The 26,171-nt window shown below is 68.9% G+C and carries 24 protein-coding genes and 1 pseudogene; 9 read left to right on the top strand and 16 right to left on the bottom strand.

Translation table 11 applies throughout. The features are described from left to right. Positions 1–255 precede the first annotated feature (255 nt). Both gcvPA and BJY14_RS38070 read left to right on the top strand, forming a co-directional pair. Positions 256–1,620 carry an aminomethyl-transferring glycine dehydrogenase subunit GcvPA gene (gcvPA, locus tag BJY14_RS38065; protein ID WP_179848025.1) on the top strand — a complete coding sequence of 455 codons (1,365 nt, stop codon included), beginning with the start codon at positions 256–258 and terminating at the stop codon, positions 1,618–1,620. 311 nt (positions 1,621–1,931) lie between these two features. Continuing rightward, positions 1,932–2,588, top strand: coding sequence for a GntR family transcriptional regulator (locus BJY14_RS38070; RefSeq protein WP_179848026.1), 657 nt, complete (start codon positions 1,932–1,934; stop codon positions 2,586–2,588). Positions 2,589–3,135: 547 nt separating this feature from the next. On the opposite strand, the gene BJY14_RS38075 is transcribed toward BJY14_RS38070, so the two are convergent. Then, positions 3,136–3,789 carry a TetR/AcrR family transcriptional regulator gene (locus tag BJY14_RS38075; RefSeq protein WP_179848027.1) on the bottom strand — a complete coding sequence of 218 codons (654 nt, stop codon included), beginning with the start codon at positions 3,787–3,789 and terminating at the stop codon, positions 3,136–3,138. Between the two features lie 25 nt (positions 3,790–3,814). Between BJY14_RS38075 and BJY14_RS38080 the strand changes: the two genes are divergently transcribed. Beyond that, entirely contained in the window at positions 3,815–4,678 is an 864-nt protein-coding gene (locus BJY14_RS38080) for an alpha/beta fold hydrolase (RefSeq protein ID WP_179848028.1), read from the top strand. Then, positions 4,675–5,133 (top strand): nuclear transport factor 2 family protein, encoded by a 459-nt coding sequence (locus BJY14_RS38085; RefSeq protein WP_179848029.1) that lies wholly within the window; start codon positions 4,675–4,677, stop codon positions 5,131–5,133. Before BJY14_RS38080 ends, BJY14_RS38085 begins: the two co-directional genes overlap by 4 nt. A 277-nt stretch (positions 5,134–5,410) precedes the next feature. Here BJY14_RS38085 and BJY14_RS38090 read toward each other — a convergent pair whose 3' ends face one another. Together BJY14_RS38090 and BJY14_RS38095 are read right to left on the bottom strand one after the other, a co-directional pair. Beyond that, positions 5,411–6,088, bottom strand: a complete 678-nt coding sequence (locus BJY14_RS38090) for a response regulator (RefSeq protein WP_218907502.1) — start codon at positions 6,086–6,088, stop codon at positions 5,411–5,413. A gap of 15 nt (positions 6,089–6,103) precedes the next feature. Next, a complete protein-coding gene (locus BJY14_RS38095; RefSeq protein WP_179848031.1) occupies positions 6,104–7,336 on the bottom strand; it encodes a sensor histidine kinase in 1,233 nt (410 codons plus the stop codon). 102 nt (positions 7,337–7,438) lie between these two features. Between BJY14_RS38095 and BJY14_RS38100 the strand changes: the two are divergent. Together BJY14_RS38100 and BJY14_RS38105 are read left to right on the top strand one after the other, a co-directional pair. Further along, a pseudogene (locus BJY14_RS38100) lies at positions 7,439–8,023 on the top strand (ABC transporter ATP-binding protein); the annotation flags it as partial. 357 nt (positions 8,024–8,380) lie between these two features. Further along, positions 8,381–9,106: an ABC transporter permease subunit gene (locus BJY14_RS38105; RefSeq protein WP_179848033.1), complete on the top strand. Its 726-nt coding sequence runs from the start codon at positions 8,381–8,383 to the stop codon at positions 9,104–9,106. A 79-nt stretch (positions 9,107–9,185) separates the two neighbouring features. Here the strand turns inward: BJY14_RS38105 and BJY14_RS38110 are convergent, their stop codons facing one another. Beyond that, the gene (locus BJY14_RS38110) at positions 9,186–10,133 is read right to left on the bottom strand and encodes an amidohydrolase family protein (protein WP_179848034.1); all 948 of its coding nucleotides are present in this window, start codon (positions 10,131–10,133) and stop codon (positions 9,186–9,188) included. A gap of 433 nt (positions 10,134–10,566) precedes the next feature. Further along, positions 10,567–11,412 (bottom strand): PaaX family transcriptional regulator C-terminal domain-containing protein, encoded by an 846-nt coding sequence (locus BJY14_RS38115; protein ID WP_246396263.1) that lies wholly within the window; start codon positions 11,410–11,412, stop codon positions 10,567–10,569. 63 nt (positions 11,413–11,475) lie between these two features. On the opposite strand from BJY14_RS38115, the gene BJY14_RS38120 reads away from it, so the two are divergent. Beyond that, complete coding sequence (locus BJY14_RS38120) at positions 11,476–12,489, top strand: alpha/beta hydrolase family protein (RefSeq protein ID WP_179848035.1); 1,014 nt, start codon at positions 11,476–11,478, stop codon at positions 12,487–12,489. Between the two features lie 362 nt (positions 12,490–12,851). Here BJY14_RS38120 and BJY14_RS38125 read toward each other — a convergent pair whose 3' ends face one another. The 5 genes from BJY14_RS38125 to BJY14_RS38145 all read right to left on the bottom strand — a co-directional run bounded on the left by BJY14_RS38125 (position 12,852) and on the right by BJY14_RS38145 (position 17,147). Next, positions 12,852–13,277 (bottom strand): DUF3052 domain-containing protein, encoded by a 426-nt coding sequence (locus BJY14_RS38125; protein ID WP_179848036.1) that lies wholly within the window; start codon positions 13,275–13,277, stop codon positions 12,852–12,854. Next, positions 13,274–13,624 (bottom strand): VOC family protein, encoded by a 351-nt coding sequence (locus BJY14_RS38130; RefSeq protein WP_179848037.1) that lies wholly within the window; start codon positions 13,622–13,624, stop codon positions 13,274–13,276. Before BJY14_RS38130 ends, BJY14_RS38125 begins: the two co-directional genes overlap by 4 nt. A gap of 9 nt (positions 13,625–13,633) precedes the next feature. Further along, complete coding sequence (locus BJY14_RS38135; protein WP_179848038.1) at positions 13,634–13,951, bottom strand: ArsR/SmtB family transcription factor; 318 nt, start codon at positions 13,949–13,951, stop codon at positions 13,634–13,636. Positions 13,952–15,184: 1,233 nt separating this feature from the next. Further along, positions 15,185–15,916 (bottom strand): YqeB family protein, encoded by a 732-nt coding sequence (locus BJY14_RS38140; RefSeq protein WP_246396265.1) that lies wholly within the window; start codon positions 15,914–15,916, stop codon positions 15,185–15,187. A gap of 55 nt (positions 15,917–15,971) precedes the next feature. Beyond that, the gene (locus BJY14_RS38145) at positions 15,972–17,147 is read right to left on the bottom strand and encodes a DUF418 domain-containing protein (protein WP_312879628.1); all 1,176 of its coding nucleotides are present in this window, start codon (positions 17,145–17,147) and stop codon (positions 15,972–15,974) included. 652 nt (positions 17,148–17,799) lie between these two features. Here BJY14_RS38145 and BJY14_RS38150 point away from each other — a divergent pair. Continuing rightward, on the top strand, positions 17,800–19,179 hold the full coding sequence (locus BJY14_RS38150) for a carotenoid oxygenase family protein (RefSeq protein WP_218905771.1): 1,380 nt from the start codon (positions 17,800–17,802) through the stop codon (positions 19,177–19,179). A gap of 827 nt (positions 19,180–20,006) precedes the next feature. Here BJY14_RS38150 and BJY14_RS38155 read toward each other — a convergent pair. Together BJY14_RS38155 and BJY14_RS38160 are read right to left on the bottom strand one after the other, a co-directional pair. Continuing rightward, a complete protein-coding gene (locus BJY14_RS38155) occupies positions 20,007–20,366 on the bottom strand; it encodes a transposase (RefSeq protein WP_179848040.1) in 360 nt (119 codons plus the stop codon). Between the two features lie 352 nt (positions 20,367–20,718). After that, on the bottom strand, positions 20,719–21,990 hold the full coding sequence (locus tag BJY14_RS38160; RefSeq protein ID WP_179848041.1) for a S1 family peptidase: 1,272 nt from the start codon (positions 21,988–21,990) through the stop codon (positions 20,719–20,721). Positions 21,991–22,332: 342 nt separating this feature from the next. Here BJY14_RS38160 and BJY14_RS38165 point away from each other — a divergent pair, with 342 nt between their 5' ends. Further along, positions 22,333–22,674: an STAS domain-containing protein gene (locus BJY14_RS38165; protein WP_218905772.1), complete on the top strand. Its 342-nt coding sequence runs from the start codon at positions 22,333–22,335 to the stop codon at positions 22,672–22,674. Positions 22,675–22,773: 99 nt separating this feature from the next. Here BJY14_RS38165 and BJY14_RS38170 read toward each other — a convergent pair whose 3' ends face one another. Genes BJY14_RS38170 through BJY14_RS38185 form a run of 4 tightly spaced genes read right to left on the bottom strand, consistent with a single transcriptional unit; the run spans position 22,774 to position 26,165 of the window. Beyond that, positions 22,774–23,493: an ABC transporter ATP-binding protein gene (locus BJY14_RS38170; RefSeq protein ID WP_446678450.1), complete on the bottom strand. Its 720-nt coding sequence runs from the start codon at positions 23,491–23,493 to the stop codon at positions 22,774–22,776. Continuing rightward, the gene (locus BJY14_RS38175) at positions 23,477–24,274 is read right to left on the bottom strand and encodes an ABC transporter ATP-binding protein (protein WP_179848044.1); all 798 of its coding nucleotides are present in this window, start codon (positions 24,272–24,274) and stop codon (positions 23,477–23,479) included. The genes BJY14_RS38170 and BJY14_RS38175 overlap by 17 nt, the downstream gene beginning before the upstream one ends. Next, a complete protein-coding gene (locus BJY14_RS38180) occupies positions 24,274–25,272 on the bottom strand; it encodes a branched-chain amino acid ABC transporter permease (RefSeq protein ID WP_179848045.1) in 999 nt (332 codons plus the stop codon). Before BJY14_RS38180 ends, BJY14_RS38175 begins: the two co-directional genes overlap by 1 nt. After that, positions 25,272–26,165: a branched-chain amino acid ABC transporter permease gene (locus BJY14_RS38185; RefSeq protein WP_179848046.1), complete on the bottom strand. Its 894-nt coding sequence runs from the start codon at positions 26,163–26,165 to the stop codon at positions 25,272–25,274. Before BJY14_RS38185 ends, BJY14_RS38180 begins: the two co-directional genes overlap by 1 nt. Positions 26,166–26,171: the final 6 nt, after the last annotated feature.

The raw sequence follows: 26,171 nt of genomic DNA on the forward strand, positions 1-26,171 counted from the left end.
GCGCGCCCGCCGCTCTTCTCGGTCACCGTTCGGCGACCCTGCCCAGCCCCGCCTTGCGGGGACCGACGGACTCGCAGCCCTTGCCATGCCGGTCCCCGCGCCCTATGCGACCAGCGTCGGTCCGGCCCCCGACGGCCATCGCTTCGGTGGCCACGGCCCTTGCCTCCTCCCACGAATCGCGTAATGCTGTATACAGCACACTGCATCCTGTGTTCTCGTCAAGAGGGTGAGGCAAGGAATATGAAGGAGAGGGAGATGAACGCGCACCCCTACATCCCGAACTCGGTGCCCGGGGTGAAGCGGGAGATGCTGGCGGCGATCGGCGCGCGGAGCGTCGAGGACTTCTACGCGGACGTGCCCGGCCGCATCCGGCTGGACCGCCCGTTGGACCTGCCGCCTCCGCTGCGCTCGGAGGCCGAGCTGGTCCGGCACGTCGGCGGGCTGCTGCGGCGCAACACCAGCGCGGAGGAGGCGCTGAGCTTCCTCGGCGCCGGGTGCTACCACCACCACGTGCCCGCGGTGGTCGACGAGGTGGTCAACCGCAGCGAGTTCCTCACCGCTTACGCGGGCGAGCCGTACGAGGACCATGGCCGCTTCCAGGCGCTCTGGGAGTACCAGTCGCTGATGGGCGAGCTGCTGGAGATGGACGTCGTGAGCGTGCCGGTGTACGACGGCTACCAGGCCGCCGCCACGGCGCTGCGCATGGCGGGACGGATCACCGGCCGCCGGAGGCTGCTGCTGGTGACGGCCGTCGCCCCGGGCAGGCTTTCCAAGATCGAGGACTATGTCCGTCCGGACCACGACGTGGTCCTCGTGCCGGTGGACCCCGCCACCGGGCTGGCCGACCCGACTGCGGTGCGGGCGGCTCTGGCGGACAGCGACGTCGCGGCGGTGTTCGCCGAGGCGCCCTCCGCGTCGGGGATCCTGGATCCCGCCCTCCCGTCGCTGGCCGAGGTGGCGCACGAGGCCGGGGCCCTGTACGTCGTGGGCTGCAACCCGATCTCGCTGGGGGCGGTGACCCCGCCGTCGCAGTACGGCGCCGACATCGTCTGCGGCGACATCCAGCCCCTCGGGCTGCCCATGAGCTTCGGCGGGATGAACGGCGGCTTCATAGCGACGCGGGACGAGGAACTCTACGTGGGCGAGTTCCCCTCCCGGCTGTTCGGCCTGGCGCCCACCAGCGTCGAGGGCGAGTACGGCTTCGGTGACGTGGCCTACGAGCGCACCTCCTTCGCCGTCCGCGAGGAGGGCAAGGAGTGGGTGGGCACCGCCGCCGCCCTGAACGGCATCGCCGCCGGGGTCTACCTGGCGCTGATGGGGCCGCAGGGCATGCGCGAGGTCGCCGAGACGATCCTGGCGAACACCCGGTACGCGCTGGACCGGCTGGCCGAGGTGCCCGGAGTGGAGACCCCCTACGCGGACGCCCCCCACTTCGCCGACTTCACGCTCCGCTTCACCGGCTCGCGGACCGCCGCCGAGATCGGCGAGGCGCTGCTGGAGCACGGGATCTTCGGCGGCAGGGTCCTGTCCGGGACCGACGCCCTGTACTGCGTCACCGAGATCCACACCAAGGACGACATCGACCGGCTGGCCGAGACCCTCCAGGAGATCGCCAAGTGAAGACGGGAATCCTCGCCGAGGCAGCCGGCGAGGGGTCCGAGGACCCCGAGACCGTCCGCACGCGCCGCAACCGCTCGACCGTGCACCCGCGCCCGCGAGGACGTCCTGGAAGATCCGGCCACCTGCGCAGTCGCCAGGCGCGCCGCCAGCCGATGACAGGCGGCCCGAACGTGAACTCACTCGAGGGCAGGACCACAGTGGTCACCGGGGACTGCGTGCGGCGCCGGGCGGGCCGCCGCCGACTGCTGGTCGGCTTGACCGTCCGGTAACGGCCTGACCGTCCGGTCACCCCAGGAGAGGAAGACGACAGCATGCCGATCGACCGCCGCCCCCTTCGCGAACAGATCAAGGACGAGATCCTCGACCGGCTGGGCAAGGGGGAGTTCGCCCCCGAACAGGCGATCAACGAGATGGTGCTGGCCGCGGACCTCGGCGTCAGCCGCACCCCGCTCCGCGAGGCGCTCATCGGGCTGGAGCGCGAGGGCATCATCGTCAGCGAGCGCGGCAAGGGGTTCCGGTTCGCCCCGATGAGCGCGAAGGAGTTCGACGACCTCACCACGATCGTCGCCGCGCTGGAGTCCCTGGCGCTGGAGTCGACCGACCCCGAGTTCCTGCACGCGGTCGCCCCGCGCCTCCTGGAGGAGGCCCGCGCGTTCTCCGTCCCCGAGGCGGAGCACGCCGTGATAGAGCGCTACGACGACGCCTGGCACGATCTCCTGCTCTCCGGCTGCCCCAACGAGCGGCTGATGGACCTCATCACCTCGCTGAAGCTCACCATGCACCGCTACGAGCGCGTCGTGGTCGGCGACTGGGAGGTGCTGGAACGCTCGGCCGAGGAGCACGAGCGGATCGCCGAACGCCTGGTCGACGCGGACGTCGAGGGGGCCGTCGAGGCCCTGAAGGCCAACTGGCAGAGCGGCAAGGACAGGATCCTCGCGCGCCTCAGATGGCATGGGCCAGCCGAATGACTCGATCGTCGCGCCGCTTTGCTGCTACACATCTCCTTTCTCAGCGGCCCATGAGAAATTCGAAGGCGATGACGAGAGGTATCCCCAGGCGCGGAAAGTGATCTTGGGTCTCGGGGTCGCGACATTGGCGATGCGGGTCCGCGCGTTCCTCCTCCGCGCGGTGGGGTGGCTGGCCTTTCAGGGCATACGCCAGTAGCTCAATCTGGGCACCGCTCTGCCCGCGGCCCACAACACTCATGACATGGCTTGGAGCGCCGCCCGCGATCTACGTCGTCTTGGTCCTCAACCCCTAACACCCGCTGACCGAGACCGGGCGTCAGTGCCCGGCGTGCTGTGTGGTCGAGGAGGGCCGAATGCTCCGGTGGACCGCCTGCGGGCCGGTCCCCCTAGAGCACGCCACACCCGGCTGGCCCACATCGACATCAGGGATTCGGTAGGCATCCCCACAGGGGCGGCCCACCGCATGCAGTACCGCGCGGTCGGAGGGCGCGCCTCCTCAGCCTGCCGCGCAGGTGGATCCAGGTGATCTTGTTTCACAAGGCCGCAGTCATGGTCGTTCTCCTGGGGAAGGCCGGCGAGCCGAGTTTCGAGGGCGGGTGGCGGGCGGGTGATGCCGCAGGCCGGCCAGGAGGGCATGAAGGGCTTCGGCGGCGGTGTGCCGGGCTTCGGACGGGTCGGGGGCAGCGCCAGCGGTCATTGCCGCTTCGCAGAGAGCGCTGAAGATCAGGCGTGTCAGCATCGGACCAGGCTCCACCGACAGTTCCTCGGCGTCGTTCAAGCCGTCAAGGAGCGACTGCAGCGCGGGCAGCCCCATCTGTTCGTCCAGTTCCCGGCAGCGCTCGGCGCCCAGCGCCGCGGGGGCCTGCTGGAGCAGTGACCGGTGCGCGGCATCGGTGACGGTTCCCTCGAGGTAGGCATCCAGCGCGGCGTCCAGCCGAGGCCAGGGCCGGTCATGTCGCATGGCCGCAGCGGCGACGTCCTCCGCGAGGCGCTCCTGGCGGTCGCGGAACACGGCCTCGAACAGGTGGGCCTTGTCGGTGAAGTGGTAGTAGACCGTCCCCTTGCTGACGCGGGCCGCCTGGGCGACGTCATCGATCGTGGTCGCGGTGAACCCCTGATCGGCGAAGAGTGCTGCGGCCGCATCGAGCACCGCGCTCCTGGTGAGTTCCTTGTACTCGGCTCTGCGGCCCTTGACGGTCATGCGGTCTACGATATAGTCCCTGACTATGAGTCAGTTTACGACTGCCGGTCAAAATACTCTGGAGACGTCGAAGGGCACTGTCGGCTACTGGACGAACGGCGAGGGCCCTGGGCCCGCCGTGGTCTTCCTGCAGGGCTTCCTCGCCGGACCGGATGTCTGGTCGCCGGTGGTCGCCGAACTCGCCGGACGGCACCGGTGCTTCACGGTCGACTGGCCGTTCGGCGCGCACGACCGACCGATGCGGGCCGACGCCGACCTCTCCCCGCCCGGAGTGGCCGAACTGGTGGTCGAGGTGCTGGACCGGCTGGGCGAATCCAGCGCCGTCCTCGTCGGCAACGACAGCGGCGGTGTCATCGCGCAACTGGTCACGGCCGCACATCCCGACCGCGTCGCCGCGCTGGCGCTGGTGGCCTGCGACGCCTTCGAGGTCTTTCCGCCCGGGGTCTACCGGCTGCTGTTCCGCTTGGCCTCCGTCCCCGGGGTGGTGCGGGCGATGGCCGCCGCGATGAATGTTCCGGCCATCGCCCGCTCGCGGGTGGGGTTCGGAGCGGTCTTGGAGCACTGTCCCGGCTCGGTGCGGCACTGGGTCGCTCCGCTGGCCGCAGACCCGGGTGTCCGCCGCGACATCACCAAACTCATGACCGGGGCGTCCAGCGCCCAGACCCTCGCCGCCGCCCGCGCCTTCGGCGGGTACGACCGGCCCGTCCTGGTCGTCTGGGCCGATCGCGACCGGCTCTTCCCCCTTGCGCTCGGCCGGCGGCTGGCCCGGGCCTTCCCCTCCGGCCGCCTCGAAGTGATCAAGAATTCGGGGACCTTCGTCCCGCACGACCAGCCCGCGCGGCTCGCCGAACTGCTCGCGGGCTTCCTGGCCGAACAGGACCTCCGGTGACCCCCGAAGAGTTTCCCGCCGCCTTCGCCGCGGGCTGGGCACTGCCCAAACCCGACGCGTTCCTGGACTACTTCCGCCCGCTCATCGCTCCGGACGCGACGTTCACCCAGCCCATGTTCCCGGCCGCCCACGGCGTGACCGCCATCGAGAGCATGTTCCGGCGCCTGTTCGCCCTGTTCCCCGACATGGCGCTCATGGTCGTCCACACCGCCGTCGAGGCCGACACCGCCTACATCGAGTCCCTCTGCACCGCGAGCCTCGGCCGCGGACCCGTCGAGTTCCCCGTCTGCGACCGATTCACCCTCGCCGACGGCGCTATCAGAGCGCGCCACTCCTTCGCCGACCCGCTTCCACTCCTGCTCACCGGGCTGCGCCGCCCCTCCGCCTGGCCTCGCCTCCTCTGCAGCCGCCTCCCCGCACCCAGCACGAAGGATGCTCGTGCAGGAGAGGCCTAGCCGCTGAGGGCCCAGGCGCTGTGCCCGATCACTCTCACCGCACCATGATCCGCCCTGGTGTCCCGCAACCGGCGACCCAGACTTCCGTCGGCCCACCCGGCGACCCATAAGGTTCGTGGTCGAACGCCGCCCCTCTGCCCGGGACCGGCATAGAGGGCGCCTCTATTGACGGGGATTCTGGCTCAGCAATGAGCGAACCTCTCGGCCCGTCGGGGATGTCCGTCATTAGCCTGCCACGGCCGCAAGCTTCCGGATCACCACCCCACCCACACGATCTTCAGGACGGTCCCCGTCGCGCGGCCGGCTTTTGGTCATGCGGCTGGAGATAGGTCAGGACGGCGCGAACCCGGCGATGGTCGTCGGTGCTGTCCGCGGGCAGGTCGAGCTTGGTGAAAATCGAGTTGATGTGCTTGCCGACGACCTTCTCGCTGATGGTGAGCGAGGTGGTGATGGCGGCGTTGGAGCGGCCCTCGGCCATCAGGGCGAGGACTTCGCGTTCGCGGGGGGTGAGCCGGGTCAGCGGGTCGTGACGGCGGGTGAGCAGTTGCCGGACGACTTCGGGGTCGATCACGCAGCCCCCGGCGGCGACCCGCTCGACGCCGTCGACGAATTCGGCTACGTCCAGGATGCGGTCCTTGAGTAGATAGCCGACCCCGCCGGAGTCGGTCGATTCCAGGAGTTTGGCGGCGTAGGCGGTGGCGACGTACTGGCTGAGGACGAGGACGGGCAGGCCCGGGTGCCGTAGACGCAGATCGACCGCCGCGTGCAGCCCTTCGTCGGTGAACGTGGGCGGCATACGCACATCGGTGACGACCACGTCGGGGCGTTCGTCGTCGACGGCGGCAGCCAGTGCGATGGCATCACCGACGGCTACCACGGTGTGGTTGAACCGGGCGAGGAGGGCGACCAGGCCCTCGCGCAGGAGGACCGCATCGTCGGCAAGGACTATGCGCAGCATCCGGCTACTCCGTTATCCAGTGCATGGCAGTTCCAGCCGCAGGATGGTCGGTCCGCCGGGCGGACTGGACAGGGCCAGCGTGCCGCCGTACGCGTCGACCCGGTCGGCCAGGCCTGCCAAGCCGGTGCCGGCGGTGGGGTCCGCGCCACCGATCCCGTTGTCGCGCACCTTGATATCGAGGCGGGCGTTGGTGAGGCCGCCGGTGATGGATACCTGGGTTGCGGTGGAGTGTTTGGCGGCGTTGGACAGCGCTTCGGCGACGACGAAGTACGCCGTCGACTCCACTGCGGTCGGCAGGCGGTGGGGCACGTCGACCGTGACGGTGACCGGGACCGTCGCGCGGTCGGCCAGTTCGGCGACCGCGGCGGGAAGGCCGAGGTCGGTGAGGACGTGCGGGTGGATGCCGCGGATCAGCTCGCGCAGCTCGGCCAGGGCGGCTTTGGCCTCCTCTGCGGCCTGGTCGACGAGTGCCCGCGCGGCTTCGGGGCGATCGTCGAACTCCAACTGGGCGCCGACCAGCGTCATGCCCAGCGCGAGCAGGCGTTGCTGTGCGCCGTCGTGCAGGTCGCGTTCGATGCGGCGGCGCTCGACCTCGAACGCGTCGACCAGCCGTGCGCGTGAGCGGGTGAGCATGCGGACTGTCTCGCCGGATCCCGGCGCCAGCAGCAGGTGGGCAACTTTGGCGTGGGCGATCGCGGCGACGGGCACGGCGTAGACGGCGAAGAACCCGACGACCACCAGCGCCAGCGCCCCGAGCGCGCCGATCAGCACGGCGACGACGACATCGGTGCCGGTGGCCGGATCCGTCGGGGCGCGGGTCGTGGTCAGGTTGACCGACATCAGGGCCAGGACGGGGGAGGACAGGAGGAGGACCGCGGCCAAATCGAGCACCAGCAGCACGGTGGCGTGCAGCCCGAGGTAGGCCAGTTCCCGCCAGGTCACGGCTTCCGCGTACCGGAAGCGCAGCCACGCAATGGGCCCCGGCCGGTCGGGGCGGACGTGCGGGTCCTGCAACGGTGCCCCGCCGAGCAGGACCACCCGCCGCCGCTCCAGCGCCACGAGAGGGCGCGTGAGCGCCGGTGCCGCGACCACGGCGCCAAGTACGAGCGCTGCGGGAAGCCACACTAGACAGAGTGCGCCGAGCATGGCACCAGAGAGCACGTAGGCGACGGTCCGTAGAAGCCATAGCGAGGCGAAGAAGCGCAGCGGGTTGCCCCGCAACGCCTCCCATGCCGTATCCGCCATGACCACCACCGTAGACGGCGGCGACGCCTGCGGGCATGGGTGCTGGCCCTCCCTCAAAGATGCGGGGGCACGCTCCTGTACCAAAGAGCGCTGGCGGCTTGTATGGAGCTCGTGACGACTTCAATCGAGTGCCGGGGACTGCGTAAACGCTACGGACCGGCGGTCGCCGTCGACGGGCTTTCGTTCGCGGTGGAGGCGGGCCGGGTGACCGGGTTCGTCGGGCCCAACGGGGCGGGCAAGTCCACGACGATGCGGATGATTCTCGGGCTGGACGCGCCGGACGCCGGCACCGCACTGGTCTGTGGCAGGCCCTACCGAAGCCTGCGTAACCCGCTGCGCAGAGTCGGTGCGCTGCTGGACGCCGGCGCCCTCCATCCCGGGCGCCGGGCCCGTGACCATCTGCTGTGGATGGCTCAGTCCAACGGGATTTCGCCGAGGCGGGTGGACGAGGCGCTCGAGGCCGTCGGGTTGGCGTCGGTCGCCCGCCGCCGGGCCGGTGGCTTCTCGCTGGGGATGAGGCAGCGGTTGGGCATCGCCGCGGCGCTGCTCGGCGACGCGCCGGTGCTGCTGTTGGACGAGCCGGTCAACGGCCTCGATCCCGAGGGCATCCACTGGATCCGTGGGCTGCTGCGCGGGCTTGCCGGACAGGGCCGGGCGGTCTTCGTTTCCAGTCACCTGATGAGTGAACCCTGCGCAGCAGCCAATACCCGATCCCGAGGGCGGCGGCGGCGTAACCCTCGGCCGCGACGGCCGTGCGCGTCATCATCGGCAGCGCCGCGTTCCTCGCCCTCATCGCCCTGTTCAGCCTCGGCGTCGGGGTGATCGTGCGGCGTACCGCCGGAGCCATCACCACCGTCATGGCGTTGGTGTTCGTCCCCCAGATCGCCGCGCCTGCCCTGCCCGCGACAGCCGGCACCCGGCTGCTGGAGGTGACCCCGGTCGCGGGCATGTCCGTCGGATACCCCTGGAGCGGCGTGGCCGTACTCGCCGGTTACGCCGCCGCCGCCCTCGGGATCGGTATTGGCTGCTGCGCAGGCGCGACGCATGATCCTGCGCGCCGAATGGACGAAGCTGCACACGGTACGCAGTACCCCGTGGCTGCTACTGGCTGCCGCCACGTCAACGATCGGGCTGGGCGCCGCGACGGTCGCCCTGACGACCGGGTCCGACCTGGTAGCGGCCAGCCTCTCGGGCGTCTACTGCGGACAGATCGCCATCGTCGTGCTCGCTGTGCTGGCCATGACCAACGAATACGCCAGCGGCCTGGTCTCCACCACCCTGGCCTGCACCCCGCGCCGGACCAGGGTCCTGCTCGCCAAGACGGCGACCGTCATCGCGACCGTCCTCAGCGCCGCGCTGGCCAGTGTGACCGGATCGCTGGTCGCCGCCCGGAGCCTGGCGGGAGACCAGGGCATCACCGTCACCAGCGGGCCGGCCCTGCGCGCGGCATTCGGTACCGTGCTCTACCTCACCCTCGTCGCCCTGCTCAGCCTCGGCATCGCGACCGCGCTCCGGCACACCGCCGCAGCCCTCACCACCGTCCTGGGCCTGCTCTACCTCTTTCCGCTGCTCGCCCAGTTCATCGGCGACGAACGCTGGCACACCCGAATCGAGCGGTACGCACCGATGTCCGCCGGACTGGCCGTGCAGTCGACCACCAACCTAGGCGACCTGCCCATCGGCCCATGGACCGGTCTCGGCGTCCTGGCCGCCTACGCCGGCGCCGCCCTGCTGCTGGGCGCGGTCCTGTTCACCACCCGCGACGCGTGAAAGGAAACGCCAATGAACAAACGAACTCTCACGATCATCGGAGTCGCCACCCTGGCTGGCATCGCGCTCCTGCTGGTCCTCAGCGGGCTCCTTCCGCTGACGACGCAGGGCCCGTGAGGCAGATCGGCGACCTCACGCGCGGACCAGCCCCGCACCTCTGCCGGATCAGCACCGCGCCACATCCGCCGGCAGCACCTGCAACGTGGCTACAAACGCCAATGCCATACTCTCTCGCCGCTCCACGACCGCGCTGGGTCGGCGTCCCCATTAGCCCGCTGGTGCAACCAGCAGCGGCATGCCGCCGTCGGGGCCGGGGGAGCCGTCGACCACGCTCAGCGTGGCGATCAGCGCGCAACCCGCGCTGGCCACCGCAGTGACCTGGTCGTCGCTCATGTTCGAACGGCGCGTGCGCAAGCACGTCCACACCGTACCGGGCCACCGTGACCGCGCCGGCGGACGTCGAGGCGTGCGCGACCACGGGCAACCCGTGCTCGTGCGCGCGGCGTACCAGCGCCTCAATGGTCGCGGCGTCCAACGTCGGGATGTCCAGCAGGGAACCCGACCCGTCGTCGAGGACGACCTTGAGGTGTGTCGCGCCCTCTTCCAGACGCGCCTCGACGAAGGAAGCCGCGTCCGCCGGCCCGGTGACGTACGGCAGGGGCTCGTACGCCATCGTGGGATGGCCTCCGGGCGCGGTCGCCCCGACACTGGAAGTGCACAGGTCAGCCCGGACGGGACCCGAGCCCCGCGCGGCCGCGCCGACGGCCGCCCGCTCAGGCTCGATGACCTCCGGCTTGCTGAACTGGTCGATCAGGGTGGTGACACCGAACACCGCGGCCAGTTGCGTACATCCCGGCAGCAGATGGACATGCGCGTCGATGAGTCCCGGCAGCAGCGTCCCGCCGCGTCCGTCGACCAGCACGTCGTCCGCGCCCTGGACGGAGGCGTCGCCGACGGCGTCGATCCGGTCGTCGGCGATTCGCGCGTGTGTGGCTTCGAGGACTCCGCGGCCGTCGAAGATGCGCACGTCGGTGATGGTGAAGGGGTGATGTGTTTCACCCCGGCGACCTTAGAAGTTGACGTAACGAGAAGGTCTAGCCTGCCGGCCTGGCCCCGCCGGCCGCACCTCAGGCTCCTCTATAGCTCGGAGGCGTCGACCACAAATACGGCTGCCTCGCGGTCGCCGAGTACACCGACAAAGCAAGGCGGACACACGGTCCACACCCTCGTGCGCGTTCGGCACCTTGCTCCCCGATCCGCCACCTCTTTCTGACCTGTCCCAGCAGATCCCGGCCATTGCGGAGAGTTCAAGCTGAGTCCGCAGCTTACGGGCCGATTGTGTCTCGGGGGCGTGAGTGACGACGAGAGACCGGTAGATCGAGATTTGCGACGATCTTGATCATCAGGAGCCAGCTGTTGGACAGCTACGACGTAGGGCGGTTCCACGCGGCCAGGCCAGTTCAGACCGTGACTGATCGTGCGGCCTCGGTGTAAACCTCGAAAAGGCGCGGTGCGTTGTGGTGCGGTTTGCTGAGCAGTAGCGCCCAACATTGCGCGAGGAGTTCGCGGGCCTCTGTCCCGGGCCAGGGCTGTGGCAGCAGCTCTGGCGGCAGCAGGGGGTCGGGTTCCATGGCGTGGGTGAATTCGGCGGCCAGTTCGATGGCGATGGTCAGTTGTTCGGTCTCCGGTGGATCGGCCCGCAGCCGGGTTAGGTACGTTGCGGCGATCTCGATGAGACGGACGTGTCGTTCGGCGATCTCGTCCAGCATCCAGAGCCTCCCAGCGAGGGCCCGGGGGGCACTTTCAGTACCGATGCACAGGTCGCGGCTGGTGAGAAAGGTGAGGTGATCCGTGACCCCGAGCCTGGCGGCCTCGGCCTCAATCAGATCCTCCCAGGCGTGTGGCGATACGTAGAGGCCGCTCTGGACGGCGGCGCCGCCTAGATAGACGATCGCCTCCCGGAGCGCGTCCCGCGCGGGACGCGTCGATTCCGGGATCGCGAATCCCACCAGGTGCCATACCCCGTCCCAGGGGGCCTTGCCGTGGTCCTGCTGGTACATGAGCCGCATGAAATCGATGTCGGGCTCGATCGATCGCCATGTCTCGGCGGTCGCCCGCAGGGTGGCCTTTCGTCCGCGCCCCTCCTGGACGACACGGCCGTCGGCCACCAGCCGCCTGATGGACAGGCGCACCTGTTGGTCGGTCATCCCCAGCAGCCCCGCCACCGTGTAGAGGTCACCGCAGTCCACGGTCCCGTCCGCGCGGACCATCGCCTCCACTAGCAACCGGCCCGGTATCTCCCGCATGACAACTAGCATAGTGCGTTCGTTGTCATTACGATCGTATCTAGAATGAACGAAAGAGGTGGCATGCGGAAGCTCATCCGGGTCTCGCTGCTGACCGTGCTGGTGGTGATCGCCGGGGCCGGCGGTTGGGTGATCTACCAGCATGATTACGACCTCAGGGAGGAGAAGATGACGATCACCGGTGGCGAGCACCCGCTGAGGGGGGTCCTGGCGATGCCGAAGCATGGTCACGGGCCATACGGGCTAGTGGTGTTCGTTCACGGTGACGGACCGGTCGACGCCACCGACGACGGGTTCTACCGTCCGATCTGGGAGACAATGGCCAGGGCTGGCTATGCTTCGCTGTCCTGGAACAAGCCCGGCGTCGGCGGAGCGCCTGGCAACTGGCTGCACCAGAGTATGCAGCACCGCGCGGAGGAGACCGTCGCGGCGATCGAGTGGGCCAAGCGGCGCTCCGACATCGACCGTAACCGGATGGGGCTGTGGGGCGGCAGCCAGGCGGGCTGGGTCATGCCCAAGGCTGCGAGACTGTCGTCCGACGTGAAATTCCTCATCGCCGTCTCTCCCGCGATCAACTGGCTCCGGCAAGGCCGCTACCATCTGCTCGCCGAACTCCGCGCACGGAACGCCGCACCCAGCCAGGTCAAGTCCAAGCTCGCTCAGAGCGACCGCATGCTCCGGGCACTCAGCAACGGCCAGACCTATGAGCAGTATCGGGCCGCGGGGGGCGATGTGAGCGGCATCTCGAATGACCGGTGGACGTTCATCACCAGGAACTACGCCTCGGACGCGTCCGCGGACCTGGCCGCCCTGCGGGTGCCGGTGCTGCTGATCCTGGCGGGCCACGACATCAACGTCGACGTCGCAGACACCGAGGCCGGATATCGCCAGCGGTTGCGCACGCCGGGCCAACTGCGGATCCTGCGTTATCCGGCTGCCGCCCACTCCCTGATGCGCAAGGACATCGAGGACTCCTCCTTCAAGACCTACATGACCGCCATCGCCGCGCCCCGGTCGCTGTTCGTCGCAGGGTTCCTACGGGACCAGCGACGGTATTTGGAAGAGACCGACCGTTGACCGCCATCGCCACCCGGATCTAGTTCGGCGGCGACCGCCACCGATTCACCAACGCCCGCAGGCCGACGCCTATGCCGATTGGCACTCGTCACCCGAGCCTCGGGCAAGAGCGATGCCGTGCACCACCGAAAGGCCAAGAAGCCAGCACCTGGCTGCCACCGGATAAGTCTGGGCTTTCGCCGCTGTGCAAGCACCCTGCCCCCGAGCTCGACTACGACCACCGCCGCGGCGTCAGAGGAGATACGGCGCCTCCGCCGTATCTCCTCCCAAGGCCCTAGGAGTGCTGTTCGGCGGATCCTGCAGGCCAATCGGGTACGCAGAGTGATGGTCCTCGTGGGTTCGGGGGTGGTTGCCCGGTCGGATTACGACCTTTTTCGGTTCTCCAGTCGGCGGACAAACTTCAGCCCGGACCAGTCCTCGCCGAGCGTGGCGACCTTCACGTCGACGATGCCGTGAGGGAGGAAGAGGTCACGCACCAGATTTTCCGTGATGTCGCTTTGGTGACCGGCCGCTCGCCGCGGCCAGGCGATCCACAGCATCGCCTGGTCGCCCAACTCCGCCGCCATCCCTGAGGCGTCGGAGCGCAGCGAGCTCAGCGACCGGTAGAACGCGATCGTCGTGTCCGCCTTTGAGGGGCTCCCACCGGCTATTGTGCAGCCCCCGGGTAGATCCGGGATCGCCCAACCGGCTGGGCGGTGGAGCAGATGAATGGTGTGGCCGGGCTTGATGCCAATTTTCTGAGCCAGGGGCGTGCTGGAGTAGCCGCCGCTTTGGGTGCTCGCACTCACGTCTGGATCAGGGTCAGCAGGTTGCCGGCGGGGTCTTTGACCTGGGCCTTGGTGACCCAGCCGTTGTCTGTGGGCGGCATCACGACATCGCTCCCCAGTTCGCTGGCACGGGCGACGGCCTGTTCGATGTCGGGGACGGCAACGCCCATGCAGACGCTTGCGGCCGGGGCATTGCTGATCGCTCCACCTAGCCCGCCGGGCGTCTGCACCAGCGCGTAGCCGGGTCCCTGGGGGCTGACCTGCCAGCCCAGCAGATCGCGGTAGAAGCGGTGCAGGTCCTCCTCATGCGGGCCGCTGATATCGAAATGCACCACGGCGTTCGCTCGGTGCGTCCTGTCTTCGTTCATATTCGTTCCTCAGATTTCCGGTGGGGAGGTGTCGAACCCAGCCGGCTGTTCCATGCCCGGGAAGGCTCGTGCCATCAGTACGACGCTGTGCCGCACCTGCTCCGGGCAGGTTCGGTAGAACCGGAAGGTGCCCTCGGCCCTCATTGTGGCCAGGCCCGTCTTGCGGAGCACCTTCAGGTGCTCCGACACGGTGGCAGGTGCGAGGCCGAGGAGGCCCGCCAGCTCTCCGGCCCCGCGCTCGGTCTCCCAGATCCCGAGAAGGATCTGGCGCCTGTGCCTGCTCGCCAGCGCGCGCAAGAGCTCGTCGAGAGCCTCGGACTCCTCCATGCGCCAAAGGCTAATTCGGGAAAGTACGAAATACAACACGCGTCCAGGTGCTCCCCGCCCCGACAGCGTCTCGCGGGCAGCAGAAAGCTCCGAGCTCACGGGGCCTCATGGGGCGCTTCGTTTCCTTGGCCGGCCTGTTCCGCGGTACCGCGCAAGGTCGGGTTGTAGGCGGGTGGGGCTATGTGGAGCTGGTCGGTGGTGTAGTCGCCGAGGCGGAGTACGTTCTCGCGCCGGTAGGGGCTGAGGCCCGCCAGGTTGGTGGAGTGGATGGGGGCAGCCTGGGCGGGAGATCGGGACGGCCTCCAGTGCGACGTTCGCCAGGTCCCCACCGAGGCGCGGATCGGGGCCGCCTCCTCCGTCGCGGCAGTGGCAACCGCCCGGGCGGCCCGGACCGGGCCGTACGCCAGCCCCAGTCACTCCCGGATCCAGGCGCGGTACGCTTCTCCGCCCGTTCCTCGGCTACCGGTACGACATCCTCCGGCAGGCCCACCGCAGCACGCACATGGGCAAACGACCAGCACCGGAGCCTCGGCTAGACACGGGAAATGGTCCAGCCTGGTACACGACTTCAGCAGCGTCAGGAGCGACTCCGGACGGTCGTGGGTCCGCTTCGCCGCCCACGCGATCTCAGCTCAGCATCAGCCGGGGGAGGGACTGCGCCAACCCGCGGTCGGAGATAATCCGCTTGAACCACGGATACACCGGCGCCACCACCACACCGCCAATCACATCGTCGGCAACACGCTACCCTCGTCTCGCGCCCACGATCAGTACAGATCGCTATCCTTGATTGGGCACTTTCCGTAGCCAGATAGAACGCAGCGTGTTCGAATGGCCGGTTTCGTGCGTATCTCCTCCGGCCCCCTATCAGCGGCTGGGGCGCTTTTCGAGGTTGGCCGATGTCCCGGCGGTGGCTGAGGAGCACACTCACGCCTGGTCGGGCTGCCGGAGGGCACGGAGTTGGCCGCGGAGCGGTCAGCCAAGCGGCACCGCAGTTTCATGCGCGCCCGGATGGGCGTCACCTTCTAGGCGGCCGGGGTAAGGGCGGTGGCGACTGAGGCGATTCGTGCCGGGCTCAGACGAAAGACACCCGGCCGGTCTGATCAACGTGGCGTTGGAGTGGGTAGCGACTGAGAGGCGCATTGTGCGGGGACTTGACCAAAGGTGGCCGCAGCCGAGGTATTCCCGGTCGGGGCTGCGCTTCAGGGCCGCTGGCAGCGCCCTATGGTCTTCTCAGAGATGGTTGCTCTTCTGGTCATCCGCTGGCTGGACATGACGCCACCACTGCCTCTTGTCCGTATCGCGTACGAATACGCCGAGCTTCGCCAGTTCCGTTCGCAGTTCGGCGATGTTCGTCTCGTCCTGCTTTTTCAGTGCCTCGGCCCGCGCTTTGAGGAGTGCGTTGCCGCCGACCGGCAGGCCCGGCATGTCCTCGACCCATCGCCTGTATTCGTCTCGGTAGGGGTCCCCCTCCGTAAGCCACGGATATCCGTGTTCTTGAAAGCCCTCCTTGAGTTGCTTGACCGACGGCAGGTCCGCGCCCTCGTTCTTACTTTCCACGGCCAACTCCTCGCCCCGCTCGCCGAGTATCACCAGCCGCCTGCCGTCGGCGAACACCCCATGGATCATGGCCCGGGGAACGCTCTGGCTGGAGTCGCCGCGATCTGTTGTGACCTGGTCATCCTCGATGGTGACGGTAACGTAGCCGTATTCGGCCATGAGTACGAGGACGCCACCGGCCAGGGCCCCGACCAGCAGGCTCACCAGCGTCGCTGTCGGTTCGGGCGCATTGTTGATGAGTTCGAGCGGCCCCGGCAACGGAATCCAGGGCCAGGAAACAGCCCAGTTTGCCAGGAGCTTCAGCAGCCATCCGGCCACCGCCCCCAGGGCAGGAAATCCGGCCGCCACCAGAATTCGGTTCGACATTTTCTGTCGAATAACGATCTTTGTTTTCGTGCCGGACATGCTGATGCGCCTTTCCTCTTGAAGTAGATCAAGAAAGTGAAGGTACGAAAAAGAACTATGGCTGGGGTGACCGTGTCTCGCTGCGCAGGCGCCACGGGGGTGTCGACAGCGTGGTCCAGGCACGCAGCAGCCATTCCAATGGGCCGTAGGCGTGGTGTCGCAGCCACCATCGACTGGCCACTGCCTGCGCCGCGAACAAGGTCAGGGCGATCGCCGCGACGCCAATGGGCGGGACGCGGCCGACCAACGCGGCCCCGAAGCCGGTGAACAGCAGGGCGCAGAGCAGGGACTGCCCGAGATAGTTGGTCAGCGACATACGGCCTGCCGGCGCGAGCGCGGTTACCACTGCCTGGCCGCAACGGCCGCGGACCAGGCGGAGCACGGTCGCGGCGTAGGCGGCGGCCAGCAGGGGAGCGGTGATCACGTCGAGGCCCATGGCGTAAAGCTGGTGCGCCGACTCGGCGTGTTTCAGGCTGGCGTGCGCGTACACGATGCCGCCCAGCAGCCCGGCCGTGAAGCCGACCCACTGGAGCCGCCGCAGGAGCCGCCGGTGCCGGTCGGTGTCCGCGAGGGCGCCACGGCGTCCGGCCGCTAGGCCCAGCAGGAAGGCAGCGAGCACGGACGGCGCCTGGAAGAAGAGCAGCAGGGCTGCCACGTCCGGCAGCTCCTGGAGGTGCGCGCGGATGACCGATGCCGGCCCGCCCCGCAGGGCCTCGGTCGCCTGTGCCGCTGCGGATGCCGTGGACGCGGGAATCGTACCGCTCCCGCCGGCATGAGCGACGGCGAGCGCAAGGAGCGCGTATCCGACGGCGGTCACCGCCAGCAGCGCGACGGCGGTCCGTACCGCGGTGCGGGGCTGGATGCGGCGCAGCGCGAGGAGGATCAGGCCGAGGACGGCGTACAGGGTGAGGATATCGCCGGGGAAGAGGACGACGGCGTGGATGACGCCGATCACGAACAGCCCGGTCAGGCGCCGCAGGAAGCGTGGCGCGAACCGGGCGCCGCGTCGCTCGGCCGAGTCGAGCTGCAGCGTGAAGCTGTAGCCGAACAGGAAAGAGAACAGCAGAAAGAACTTCGTCTCGAAGAGCACCGCCACTAGCCAGCGGACACCCTCGCTCAGCGGGCCGCCCAGGCCCGGGTCCTCCAGGCCGGTGCCGTGATAGGCGGAGGCCATGTAGGTGATGTTGACCGTCAGGATGCCGAGCAGCGCGAAGCCGCGCAGCGCATCCACCTGCGCCAGCCGGGCGCCGCGTCCTTGCCGCTGGTCCCAAGTCGTGGGTAAGGGGCGCGGGGTGGTCTTGGTGCGTGTTCGGGCGCTCACGACACTCCTCAAAGCTATCGAAATGAAAACGGTCGTTGTGAAAACGATCGTACTATGATCTGTCGGTATCGGTCCAGCAAGCGGAGGTACGCGCGACGGCAAAGCGCCGGAAGGACGAGAGAAGGTGACCGTGGACGCATCACACGAAGCGGCAGGCCGGGGCGACGGCGACGCCTCCTGTCTGCATCGGGGGATCCACGAAGGGGCTGAGCGGCAGGTGGCCGCTGTACGCTGGGAGGCGTTCGGCCGCAACCTCGGCAGCGCGCGCTCGGCCCGCCCGAGCAGGGGCCCCTGCCTTCGCTGACATCGTCGCCACACTCATCTGCCACCGCTGACTCGCCAACACGGATGACTTCCTAACGTGGTCGCTCCTCGCACCCCGAAACCCGCCGATCACATCTTCAAGATCCAATTTGTTGCGGCCCTGCCCGGGTATCTTCGCCGCTCTCACCTGGGCTTTTGTTGGGCGGCTGAGGCGGGCGGAAAGAACAAGACTGTTGTGCCGCAGGTTTCTACTGCACGGTTGTCGGCGTCTCCATCGCTTACCTCCAGGAGTTCCAACGTGTCCGAAATCGTGCCGCTGCACCTGGCGGGCAACAACGCGCCGGTTCCCGAAGAGGTGACCCTGGAGCCGTCCAAGGTCGTCGGCGAGATCCCGGCCGAGCTGAGCGGGCAGTTCCTCCGCAACGGGCCCAACCCGCGTACAGGCTGGTCGCCGCACTCCTTCTCGGGTGACGGCATGGTCCACGCCATCGCTCTCGACGGCGGCAGGGCGCGCTGGTATCGCAACCGGTATGTGCGCACGCCGCTGTACGAGCACCCCGGCCAGTCGCGCTTCGCCCTTGCCTTCGACCGGGAGACGGGCCGGATCGATTACCGTGTCACCACCGCCAACACCCACCTGGTCACGCACGCGGGCCGCCTGTTGGCGTTGGAGGAGGGCGGCTTCCCCTACGAGGTGGCACCCGACCTCGCCACGATCGGGGCGCACACCTTCGACGGGGCCCTTCAGACCCCGATGACCGCGCACCCGAAGACCTGCCCGATCACGGGAGAATTGCTGTTCTTCGGCTACCAGCTGCGCCCGCCGTACCTGACCTACTACCGGGCTTCGGCCGCCGGCGAGATAGTCCAAATGCGGGCCGTGGACGTGCCGCGGGCGACGATGATGCACGACTTCGCCATCACCCGCCACCATGTGATCTTCATGGACCTGCCGGTCGTCTTCGACGCCGCCCAGGCCGCAGCAGGCGGGCCCCCGTGGCGCTGGGACGAGGGGCACCGCGCCCGTTTCGGTGTGCTGGCGCGTACGGCCGTCAACGACGCGCCCGTACGCTGGTTCGACGTCACCTCCTGCTACGTGTGGCACACCATGAACGCCTACGAGAACCCCGAAGGCGACACGATCACCGTCACCGGCACCCGCGTCCCCACTTTGTGGCGCAGCGGCGCCGACGACCTGGAGGGCGCGCTCCCGGTCGTGTACCGCTGGACGCTGGACCTGAGGTCGGGCGCGGTCGCCGAGGCGCCGCTCGACGACGCACCCAGCGAATACCCCCGGGTGGCCGACTCGATGCTCGGGCTCTCCCACCGTTACGGCTACACGACGAGCTTCAGCCTGGACGCCGAACCCGATCGGTCGCAGATCTACGCCTACGACCTCACCAGCGGTGGCACACGAGCTGCGCACCGCCTGCCTGCAGGCCACACCTGCGGCGAAGCCGTCTTCGTGCCCCGGGCTGGAACCGGCGAGAACGAGGGCTACCTGATGACGTTCGCCCACGACCGTGGCGCCGGCACGAGTTACCTGGCCATTCTGAACGCCGCCGACCTCGACGCGCCCCCGATCGCCGAGGTGCACCTCCCCGTGCGCATCCCCGCGGGCTTCCACGGCAACTGGATCCCGGCACGAGCATCAGGGCCCCCACGCGCGGGCCGGTGACCGTCGGCCTCCCACCGCAGCTCTGCAACGGTGCACTGAGCACCCGCGCGCTGGTCTTCTTCCGCAGCCACGATTCACACACCTGGAATATCGCCGCCGCCTCGGCGGGCGTGTGCGGCCGGGCCCCGGAACTGGATCTGTGTTCTGGAGTTCACGAACAGTTTTCTAAGAAGGGTGTCTCCCGTGGGGAACTTGGTGAGTTCTTGTAGCAGGTGATGGAGGTGGCGGGGGTGAGGAAGGTGTTGAACAGGTGGCCTTGGCGTTCGTAGCGGACGGTCGGCCGCTGGTAGCCAAACAGCCAGGCCAGCGTTCGTTTGACGGCCCAGCCATGGTGGTCTTGGCACTCGCCGGACTCGATGGCGGGTTGGCACGATCCCGTCGCCGCAGCCAGGCCCGGTGCTCGGCGGAGTGGTCCGCCTTATCGGCACGCATTGTCACCGGCCGCTGCCAACACGCCCCACGGCGCGTTCGGATCGCTGGCAATTCCATCAGCATTGGCTTGACATGGTTAAGGCATCGGGCTCGGGGGCTGCCGGAGGCGACCCATGGAGATCTCGCTGCAGACTGCCGTCCAGCAGGCGTGGTGCACCCGGTCCGCTCGGCGGCGCGGTATGCCTCCAAGGCCCACTGGAGCCGGCTCATCCGCGGACCTGTGGGTGGCGCTACCTGCTCGGAGGTCCACCCGGTGATCGGCCATGCGGCGCTCGGTCAGCGTCGTCGGCGTCATCGTTGACGAGCAGGGTCGGCCCCTGCTCGTGCGCCGCTGAGACCGCGGCCCAGCGACATCCCTGCGGCGTGCGACAGCCACGTGAAGTTTGCTGCCTTCGTTACCATGATCGGCCGGATCGGGGCCGGTCGGCGCGCCCCCTTTTCGCGCGGACCTTGGCGGCGTCCACGATCGTCGACGCCCAGTCCACCTGCGCTTGCGCTCGGTGCTCGTCCTGCACGGCATGGCGCACTCGCGGCCACAGTCCTGCCCTGGTCCATGCGGTGAACCGCCGATGGGCCGTTGGCACGCTCACCCCGAACTCATCCGGCAGATGCCGCCACGCGTGCCCGCTGGTCAGCACGTACACGATCGCGGTGAACACCTCCCGATCGTCCACCGGCACCGTCCCGCCACCCTGCCAACGCGGCGTGAACTCCGGGATCAACGGCTCAACAATCGCCCACAGCTCATCCGGCACCAATCGGAGCCCAAGATCGGACGACACGATCCCCGGCCGCGCCTCCCCCGGCGCGGCCGTGTGAGACCCCCTCTTCATATGTGGGCGCACAGGAAGCTCCATGGCCGATGGTCCAGGTCGTTGACAACTCGCCGGCTGGCTCGAGGCCTTCGCCGCGGTGGCCGAGGCTGGGGTTGCCTGGCGGCGCATCCATCCTGGCCAGGGTCCTTCCCCGAGCTCTCCTGAGGCAGAGCGGTCGATTCTGTCGGTCGTGTCGGTGACCAGGATGGTCGTGGTGTCTTGTGTGGGGGTGTGGTGGCGCGGGCGGGCGGTACCGCCCCCATCGCGGCACCGCCCGCCCGTCCTAGACGGGTCAGCCTCTGAGGAGGGAGACGCCCATGCTGGACAGGGCCCGGCCGATGGGTTCGTGGATCATTCCGCATCCGGAGTTGGGGCCGCCGCTCAGGATGCCGTGGGCGTAGTTGCCGTAGAAGACGCCGCTACCGCTGTCACCGGGCCCGTCGCAGGCGGTGCTCCAGGTCATGCCGGACAGTGTGCGGTTGGGGTAGGAGACGGTGGCGTTGACCTCGGTGATCGACCCGCAGGTGTAGCCGGTGGTGGAGCCCTGCTTGCAGACGTATCCGCCGACGTAGTCGCGTTCGCTGCCGTAGACGCGTGTCTGGGGCAGGACCCAGCCTTTGGGCTGCCACCAGGTCGGGTTGTCGATTGAGACGATCGCGGAGTCGCCGTACCAGCCGAAGGTGTAGTTGGAGGCGCCGCCGACGTTCTGGTAGCCGTAGCTGTAGGTCGACACGTCCCAGTAGTAGCCGAGTTCGGCGCAGTGGCCGGCGGTGAGCATGTAGTACCGGCTGCCCGAGTACGTCATGAACGCGCTGGTGCAGCGCGCCCCGCCGGTGAAGATGGCCAGGCCGGACCGCAGTGGCGGGTCGCAGGCGTAGTCGTCGTAGCAGTAGCGGGGCACCGACTTGTGGGCGTAGGTCGACACCTGGACGGCGCCGCCGAACGTGCGCCGCGCCCAGCCGATGACGTCGCGCTGGGCCGGGGTGAGCGCGGCGCCCTTGAGGCTGCTTAGCTTCACGGTGTTGCCGGAGGTGACGATGCCGGTCTGCAGGCCGGCCTTGGCGCCCTTGTTGGCGGTGGCGACACGCTTGGCCAGGGAGTCCGACACCTGCTGGAGGTGCTGGAAGCTGTACCGGACGGTTGTGGTGGCGGTGTCGTTCATACCGGAGGCGGTGGCAGTGGTCCGCGCTTTGGCCGCCGCGTGCTTCTTGGTGACGGCGACGGTGAGCCTGCCGCCGTGCGCCTGGTCGATCCAGGCGCCGCCGTAGGCTGCGCCGAGCTTCTTGTCGATCTTGGTGGCCAGTTTGAACTGCGCGGGCTGCCGGTCGGCGCGGCGGCCCGCCTCGGCCGCCGATACGCCGTGGTCCTTGGCGATCTGCTTGACGAGGGTGTTCTTGGCCTCCTGCTGGATCTGGGCCTGGGACCGGTGGTTCGGGGTGGGGGCGGGGGGCGCGCCGCGGTCATCGGGGGCGCCGGCGTACGCCGGCGCCGCCATTGAGGCCGTGGTCAGGGCGGCGGCCGCGGCGACGGCCGCGGCGACCCTTCTGCGTTTGGGGCGGACCATAGGGGGTGCCTCCTTCGCGGACGGGGGTGGGCGCGGCATCCGGCCGCGCCGTCCGCTATGCAATGTGAAATTGCACTGTAAAATGTGAGATGACAGTCGCCTAGGGGCAAATGTTGACAACAAGCCTGGGTGCCGAGATCAGCGGCCTGATCCGGCCGGGAAGTGCGTGCGGGCGGGCGCCCCCCGCTGCAGCAGGGCGTCAGGTGGCTTGGACCGGATGAGGACTTGCTCGGCGATCTTCACTGCCGTGTGATCTTGCTCGTGGTGTTCGGGGGGTGCTGCACGGCAGCAGGGGCTTACCGGGCTCGTCGGCACGGTACCGGGAAGGGGAGGAGGGTGATCGTGGTGACTGCTGTGCTGAACGTCGCCGCACAGCGGCATGGATCGTGGCGGGTGCTGGTGGTGTCGGGCGATCTGGACGTGGCCACAGCTCCCCGACTGGTCGACTACTTGGCTGGCGCGTCGTGGACGGATCCGCCGCCACGGATCGCGCTGGAACTGTCAGGGCTTCGCTTCTGCGGCGCAGCAGGCCTGCGTGCGTTTGTCGACGGCTGGGAACGCGCGGCCTCGCTCGGCGGTGATCTAGTACTGGTGGCGCCGCCAAGACGGGTCGTGGAGTTTCTGGGAATCTTCAGGGCGGACCACATCACCATTGCTGACGCGGTCACCGACCTCCCGCAATGACCGGCCGTGCGGGCCGGAGGATCGACCTCGCCGCGAGACCGGTCAAGGATCGCCCGGGGGCCCGCTCGGCTTCGGTGAAAGTCGGTTGGAGCGCTCGTCTCAGCGTGGCCTCATGTCACCCCCGAGGTAGGCTTCGACGACGCGCGGGTCGACGGAGAGTTCAGCTGCTGATCGCTCCAGGGTGCAGCGGCCGTTCTCGATCACGTAGCCGCGCTGGGCGATCTGGAGCGCCGCTCTGGCGTTCTGTTCGACCAGCAGGACGGCCGTCCCGTCCGCGGCGACATCGTGGATGACCTCCATGACCGCCGCGACGACGAGGGGGGCGAGTCCCATCGACGGCTCGTCCAGCATCAGCAGTTCGGGCCCGGCGACCAGGGCGCGGCCGATGGCCAGCATCTGCTGCTCGCCACCGGACAGTGTCCCGCCCTCCTGCCCGCGCCGTTCGGCGAGCAGGGGGAGCAGCCCGTAGACCCGGTCGATGCGCCTGGCCAGCCCGCGGCCGTCCCGCACCAGGTACCCGCCGAGCAGCAGGTTCTCGTGAACCGTCAGGGTGCTGAAGATCCGCCGCCCCTCGGGGACGTGCACCAGGCCGCGCGCCACGATCTCCGACGGCGGCGCCCCGGCCACCGACCGTCCCTGATATCTGATGTCGCCGCCGGATGGACGGACCAGGCCGGAGATGGCCGACAGAGTGGTGGTCTTGCCGGCGCCGTTGTTGCCCAGCAGCGCCACCGTCTCCCCTTTCCGGACGGTGAGCGACAGGCCGTTCAGCGCGGTCACCGCGCCGTACTTCACTGTCAGGTCAGTCAGTTCGAGCACCGCGCACCTCCTCGGTCTCCTCCGGGCCGGCATCGCGCCCGAGATACGCCTCGATCACCGCCGGGTCGGTGCGGACCCGGGCTGGGGTGCCGTCGGCGATCTCCTTGCCGTAGTTGAGCACCACCACGCGGTCGGAGACCTCCATGACCAGGCCCATGTCGTGCTCGATGAGCGCTATCGCGATGCCGAGGTCCCGGATCCGCCGGATCAGGCCGAGCAGCTCGGCCTTCTCCGCGTGGTTGAGCCCGGCGGCGGGCTCGTCCAGCAGCAGCAGGGCCGGCCGGCGGGCCAGGGCCCGCGCGATCTCGACCCGGCGCTGCTCCCCGTACGGAAGGTGCCGCACCAGGCCCGTCCGATCCCCGCGGAGCCCGACGAAGTCGAGCCACTTGTGCGCCTCGTCGGTGGCCTGCTGCTCGCTGCGCCGGTAGCGGGGGGTGTGCAGCAGCACGTCGAACGTCCGCTGCCGCAGCCACAGGTGGGTCCCGGCTCGCACGTTGTCCAGCACCGACAGGTCGCCGAAGACGCGGAGGTTCTGGAAGGTGCGCGACAGGCCGCGGGCGGCGATCGCGGACGGGCGCCGCCCGGTGATGTCGGCGCCGTCTAGGGCGATCCGGCCACCGGTCGGCTTGTAGAAGCCGGTGACGCAGTTGAAGGCGGAGGTCTTGCCCGCCCCGTTCGGGCCGATGATCGAAACGATCTCGCCCTCGTCCACGCGGAAGGTGAGCCCGTCGACCGCCCGGACGCCCCCGAAGGCCAACTGTAGATCCTGCACGTCGAGCATCAGGCTCCTTCCGACCTGGCCGCCATGCGGTCGGTCTCGCGTGACCGGTGCGGCCAGAGCCCCTGCGGACGGCCGATCATCATCGCGATCAGCAGGACTCCGAACACGAAGAACCGGTAGTCGGCCAGCCCGCGAAGCATCTCGGGCAGCAGGCTGATCACGACCGCGCCGAGGACGACGCCGGGCGTGGAGCCCATGCCGCCGAGCACGACCGCCATCAGCACCAGGGCCGACTGCAGGAAAGTGAAACTGGCCGGAGAGATCGCCGACAGCTGCGCAGCGAACAGCACGCCCGCGAGCCCGCCCCAGACCGCCCCGGCGATGTAGGCCGCCAGCTTGACCCGGTAGGTGTGGACGCCCATGGCCTCGGCGGCGTCCTCGTCCTCCCGGACGAACCGCCACGCGCGTCCGAGCCGGGACCGTCCCAGCCGGGCGGCGAGCAGCACCGCCACCGCGGCGATAAGCAGCGCTGCGTAGTAGAACACCACCGGATCGGAGACATGATCACCGAACAGGCCGGGGATTCCGTAGATGCCCGAGGGCCCGCCGGTGACCTCCAGGTTGTTGGCGGTGATCCGGACGATCTCTCCGAAGCCGAGCGTCACGATTGCGAGATAGTCGCTGCGCAGCCGGAGCGTGGGGCCTCCGATGACGATGCCGGCGATCACGGTGGCGACGATGACGAAGGGGACGGTCGCCACCAGAGGCCAGTTCAGCCGGGTGGCCAGCAGGCCGCTGGTGTAGGCGCCGACCGCGAAGAACGCGGCGAACCCGAGGTCGAGCAGACCGCAGTAGCCGACCACGATGTTCAGCCCGACCGCGAGCATCACGAAGATCACTGCGCTCGTCATGATGTTCATCGCATACGGTGTCGCGATCGCGAACGGGGCGGCCAGTCCCACGGCGAGGCCGGCCCAGCCGAGGTGGCGGCTCTCCAGCAGACGCGAGACGCCGCTCGCCGCGCGGCGTTTCGCAGCGCGGTCCGGAAGCGCCGCCATCACACGCGCTCCGTGACGCGCTCGCCGAGCAGCCCGGTCGGCCGCACGGTGAGGAAGAGGATGAGGAAGCCGAACGCGAACACGTCCCGCCACTGACCGCCCACCCAGTGGGTGCCGAAGGATTCGAGCATTCCCAGCACGATTGCCCCCAGCATCGTGCCGGGAACGTTCCCGATCCCGCCGATGACGGCGGCGGTGAACGCCTTGAGGCCGATGATGAACCCCATCAGAAAGTCGATCTTTCCGTAGTAGCCGCCGGCCATCACGCCCGCGGCCCCGGCCATCGCCGAGCCGATGAAGAAGGTGCGGGCGATGACGGCGTCCACGTTGATGCCCATGAGCAGGCACGCCTTCGGGTCGAGTGCGATGGCCCGCATCGCCCGGCCCTGCCGGGTCCGCCCGATGAGCATGGTGAGCCCCGCCATCAGCACCACCGAGACGGCCATCAGCAGGAGCTGCTGCACCGTCACGCGTGCACCCAGGACGGTGAAGGACGCCCCGTCCAACCGCACCGGGTAGACCCGCGGGTTCGGACCGGCCGCGATCCGGGTGCCGTACTCCAGCGCGAACGACGCGCCGACCGCGGTGATCAGCAGCGACAGCCGGGGCATGCCGCGCAGCGGGCGGTAGGCCACCCGCTCGACCGCCAGCCCGGCGATCCCCGTGGTGACCATGGTGAGGACCAGCACGACGAGCAGCGCGACCAGCGAGGAGGAGTGCACCAGGCCGCCCATCGCGCCGAGCATCGCGAACCCGGTGAAGGCTCCGAGCATGTACAGGTCGCCGTGGGCGAAATTGAGCAGCTTGATGATCCCGTAGACCATGCTGTAGCCGAGGGCGACCAGCGCGTAGAACGAGCCGACGAACAACCCGTTCCAGATCAACTGTGCCATGGACGC

This window comes from Actinomadura luteofluorescens, from assembly GCF_013409365.1.
Lineage (GTDB): Bacteria > Actinomycetota > Actinomycetes > Streptosporangiales > Streptosporangiaceae > Spirillospora > Spirillospora luteofluorescens.